This window comes from Ruegeria lacuscaerulensis, assembly GCF_013031245.1.
GTDB lineage: Bacteria > Pseudomonadota > Alphaproteobacteria > Rhodobacterales > Rhodobacteraceae > Ruegeria > Ruegeria lacuscaerulensis_C.
The window spans coordinates 1-4,536 of the sequence record NZ_WPZL01000080.1 but is presented as its reverse complement, the minus strand read 5'-3'; the positions used below and the strand labels follow the sequence as shown (position 1 = coordinate 4,536).

Annotated in this window: 4 protein-coding genes; all 4 read left to right on the top strand. The window is 60.8% G+C overall.

All coding sequences use genetic code 11. The features are described 5' to 3' along the window. A partial coding sequence (locus tag GOX66_RS25275) for an extracellular solute-binding protein (protein ID WP_170766646.1) occupies nt 1–1,092 on the top strand: 1,092 nt, incomplete at its 5' end. 118 nt (nt 1,093–1,210) lie between these two features. Then, a complete protein-coding gene (locus GOX66_RS25270; protein ID WP_170766644.1) occupies nt 1,211–2,323 on the top strand; it encodes an ABC transporter ATP-binding protein in 1,113 nt (370 codons plus the stop codon). Between the two features lie 12 nt (nt 2,324–2,335). Next, nucleotides 2,336–3,256: an ABC transporter permease gene (locus GOX66_RS25265; protein WP_170766642.1), complete on the top strand. Its 921-nt coding sequence runs from the start codon at nt 2,336–2,338 to the stop codon at nt 3,254–3,256. Further along, on the top strand, nt 3,253–4,536 hold the full coding sequence (locus tag GOX66_RS25260) for an ABC transporter permease (RefSeq protein WP_170766640.1): 1,284 nt from the start codon (nt 3,253–3,255) through the stop codon (nt 4,534–4,536). The genes GOX66_RS25265 and GOX66_RS25260 overlap by 4 nt, the downstream gene beginning before the upstream one ends.

Here is a 4,536-nt window from a genome sequence, read left to right as displayed (position 1 = left end):
GTCCTTAAAGGTGCGGGGGCGGCTGCTCTGGCCGCGCCGCTGTACAGCAAGAGCGCGCTGGCATCCTCGGGCGAGATCAACATTCTGATGTGGTCGGATTACCTGCCGCCTGCCTTCCTGCAGGAATTCGAAACCCTGACCGGTATCAAGGTGAACTACACCGGGATTGGGTCGAACGAAGAAATCATCAACAAGATGAAGGCCACCAATGGTCAGGGCTTTGACATCATCTCGCCCACCAACAACCGTTCGCTGCAGTGGGAGCCGCTGGAGCTGCTGCAGCCGTTTGACATGAGCAAGGTGCCGATCGATCTGGTGAACCCGGCGATGGCCAAGATCGGTACGGATGCGTGGAACTTCGGGGACAGCGGCGTGCACTGGCTGCCGCATATCTGGGGCACCGAAGGCATCGCCTACCGCACCGATCTGTGGCTGCCCGAGGGTGATGCGCCGTCTTACGGCGATGTCTGGTCGGAAGAGAACGCCGGCAAGACCATGGGCCGGGCGCATTCGATGATGCTGGGCGCCGGCCTCTACATGGAACGCGCGGGCGAGATGGAGCCGGGGTCCGTCTGGGCCGCCTATGGCGACGAAGACACCATGCGCAAGGTCTGGGGTCAGATCACCGACTGGTGCATCGCGCGCAAGGATCGCATCAAGCTGATCTGGAACGATGCGGATACCCAGAAAAACGGCCTGCTGAATGAAGGCGTTGTTGTCGGCCAGACCTGGGACGGTCCGCCGCTGGCGCTGAAATCAGCCGGTGAGCCGGTGCATTACCAGGCTCCGGTCGAAGGTGCGATGGCCTGGGTCGATGGTATGTCGATGCCGACCGGTGCCGCCAATATCGATCAGGTCTATGCCTTTATCGACTTTGCCTACCAGGCCAAGCCGGCCGGTGTCGCGATTGACAGCCACGGCTACAACTCACCGGTTCTGGGTGCCGATCAATATGCCGGTGACACCTACAAGAAGAACTTCGCCGAGGCCTATCCGGGCGACTCGCTGGCCAATCTCAACCCGTGGCCGGCCGAAGCGCCGTGGTATGCGGAAACCCGGACCGAGTTCGTCAACAAGTTCAAAAGCGCCTGATCGCTTTGAAGCGTTGCCCTCCGCCACCACGCGGAGGGCCATTCACCCGCGCGCCGTCACGGCGTGACGGACGTTTTTTCGGCGCGGTCGCGAACCGTGCCAGACGGAGATACCAACAATGAGTGCAGGGGTCGGTGTAGATCTTGAGAACCTGTGGATTCGTTTCGGTGATTTTGTTGCCGTGCGGGACGCGAATGTGAACATCAACGGGGGCGATTTCTTTTCGTTTCTCGGCCCCTCGGGCTGCGGCAAGACGACGATCCTGCGCGCGGTGTCGGGGTTTCTGGAGCCCAGCGAAGGCAACGTCCTGATCGGCGGCAACAACATGCGCGGCATCGGGCCGAACAAGCGCCCGACCGCGCTGATCTTTCAGAACCTGGCGCTGTTTCCGCTGATGAAAGTGTGGGAGAACATCACCTTCTCGATGGAGATCAACGGCGCCAGCTCTGCCGAGCGCCGCAAGCGGGCCGATGAGCTGCTGGACATGATCGCGCTGCCGGGGCAGGGCGACAAGCTGCCCAGCGAATTGTCCGGTGGTCAGCGCCAGCGTGTGGCCATCGCCCGCGCCCTGTGCGCCGAACCCGATGTGCTGTTGCTGGACGAACCGCTGTCGGCGCTGGACCTGAAGCTGCGCCAGCACATGCGCACCGAGCTGCGCGAGATTCAGCAGCGTGTCGGCATCACCTTCATCTACATCACCCACGATCAGGGCGAGGCCCTGACCATGTCGGACAGTATTGCGGTGATGAAGGCGGGTGTGATCGACCAGATTGCGGACGGCAAGACGATCTATAACGATCCTTCGACCGCCTTCGCAGCCTCGTTTGTCGGTGAGAACAACGTGTTCCGCGGCAAGATCAAGCAGGTCATGGGCAATGAGGCGATGATCTCGACCAACCGGTCCGGCGATCTGGTGGCGCGGGTTTCCACCGCCAACCAGGGTAAGATGAAAGAAGGCGATGACGCCATGATGTTCATCCGACCCGAAGCCCTGGCGATTGCGCCGGAAGGCGCGACCGGGGACCATTTCGTCACCGCGCGGGTGAACCACGAGGAATTCGAAGGCAACGTCTTCAACATCTTCACCGAAGGCGATGGCGGCAAGGAGATCAAGGTGTCTCTGCCGAACCTCGGCCAGTCCTTCGATGATCACACCGGACAGAACATCACGCTGGAATACGAGACCCGCAATGCGGTTCTGGTCCCGGCGGGTGAACTGGCCGCGGAATAAGGGGGCCTCACTATGCCAGGCTTCCTGAAGGAGTTTTTCAACCGCAACGGCACCGGCATGGGGCTGGCGATCCTGGGTCTGGTCCTGTTCTGGACCATTGGCCTGATCATCCTGCCGCAACTGTCGATGCTGGACTTTTCGTTCCGACCGAACCTGCCGCCGCCGGAAATTGGCGGGCCCAAGGACGTCTACACGCTGGAGAACTACAAATATCTGATCTACGGCCCGGAAGGCGGCGGTCAGGATTACAACGTGGTTGATCTTCGGGTGTTCTTCCGCACCCTGCTGGCCGCGGTCTGCGTGACGATCTTCAACCTGATCCTCTGCTATCCGATCGCCTATTACCTGGGCCAGACCAAGGGCAATCACATCCGCATCTTCGCGATCATGCTGATCATCCCCTACTGGATCAACGAGATTCTGCGCGCCTTTGCCCTGCGGATCATCTTTGGCGAAACCGGGGTCCTGAACAATCTTTTCATAGGGCTGGGGATCTGGGACACACCCTTTGACTTCATCCGCAACGACATCGCGCTCTATGCCGGTCTGGGCTATGCCTACATCCTGCTGATGATCTTCCCGATGTATAACGTGATCGAAAGCCTGGATAAAAACCAGATCGAGGCCGCGCGGGACCTGGGCGCGCCTTGGTGGCGGATTCACTGGCGGGTGGTCATTCCCTATGCCAAGCCGGGGATCAGTTCCGGCTGTACCATGGTGTTCATGCTGTCCGCCGGTGCGCTGGCCGCGCCGCAGATTCTGGGCGGGCCATCGTCCCTGTGGTTCACGCAACTGATCTATCAGCAGTTCAACGACAACAATGACTGGCCGCAGGGGGCCGCCTACGCCATCGTGCTGCTGGTGACCTGTATCCTGTTCGTGCTGGCCGTGATGCGCCTGTTCAAGGTGAACATGGGGGATATCGGGAAATGAACAATTCCTTCCTTCGTGTAAGCATCTGGGTCTATCTGGTCATCTTCTTCCTGTACCTGCTGGGCCCGCTGGTGATCATGTCGGTCACCGCGTTCAACTCATCGGCATTCCCGCGGATGACGCCGTGGGAATGCCTGACCTTCCAGTGGTTCGGAGAGCTGTTTCAGGATCAGCGTATTCTGAACGGCATCAAGAACTCGCTGATCATCGGCGCCGGCACGGTTGTCCTGTCGGTGGCGATGGGTCTGGCGGGGGCGCTGATGCTGACCCAGATCTGGCCGAAACTGCGGGCGACCTACTACACCGTCATCATCGCGCCGATCCTGATCCCGGGCGTTGTTCTGGGTATCTCGACGCTGGTGTTCTGGGACCGGATCAACCGGGTTCTGGGGCTGGGCGCGGACAGCTTTCTGTCCAACGGCATTTTCCTGACGGTGATCGGCCAGTCCACCTTTATCGCCAGCTATTGCATGCTGGTGCTGGTGGCGCGGCTGCAGCGCTACGACATCGCGCTGACCGAAGCGGCGCTGGATCTGGGCGCGACGCACGCACAGGCGTTCCGCAAGATCCTGCTGCCGTTCATGCGCCCGGCGATTGCAAGCGCCGCGGTGCTGGCGTTCCTGGCGTCGTTCGAGAACTACAACACCACCACCTTCACCTTTGGCGAATACCCGACGCTGACGATCGAACTGGCGCAGAAAGTGCGCTATGGCATCACGCCATCGATCTCGGCGCTGGCCTTCATCATCGTGGCACTGACCGTGTTCTTTGCCCTGCTGAACGAGGCCAAGCTGAAGCGTCAGGAACTGGTGGCTGCCGCGCGCCGCGAGGCCACGGTCGAGGAACTGGCGGGCAAGATCAAACTGCCCAGCTTCTTTGCCGGCAATATGGCGGCTGTTCTGGTGGTTGTCTTCGCGGTCGCCACGATCACGGTGGTCGGCACGGCCACGGCCTACAACCCCGGCCAGTGCATCGCCAACATCCGTGAGCAGAAGCAGCTTGAAGCGGAACAGCGCATTCAGGAACTGCGCCAGCAGCGCGAAGAGCGCAGGCAGCGCCGCTTTGAAGGTGTGTTCGACCCCGACGAACTGCGACCCGGTACCGAGGAAAAGGACACACCCGACCCCGCCGAGTCCAACAACTCAGGCTTCGGCAACATCTTCGCTCCGAACACATTGGGCGGCGACAGCGAAGAGAACAGCCCGGACACCGAAACGCCACCTTCAAACAACGGCAACTCCGGTGGCGCCTTCGACCCAAATAGTCTGAATAGTGAGTAA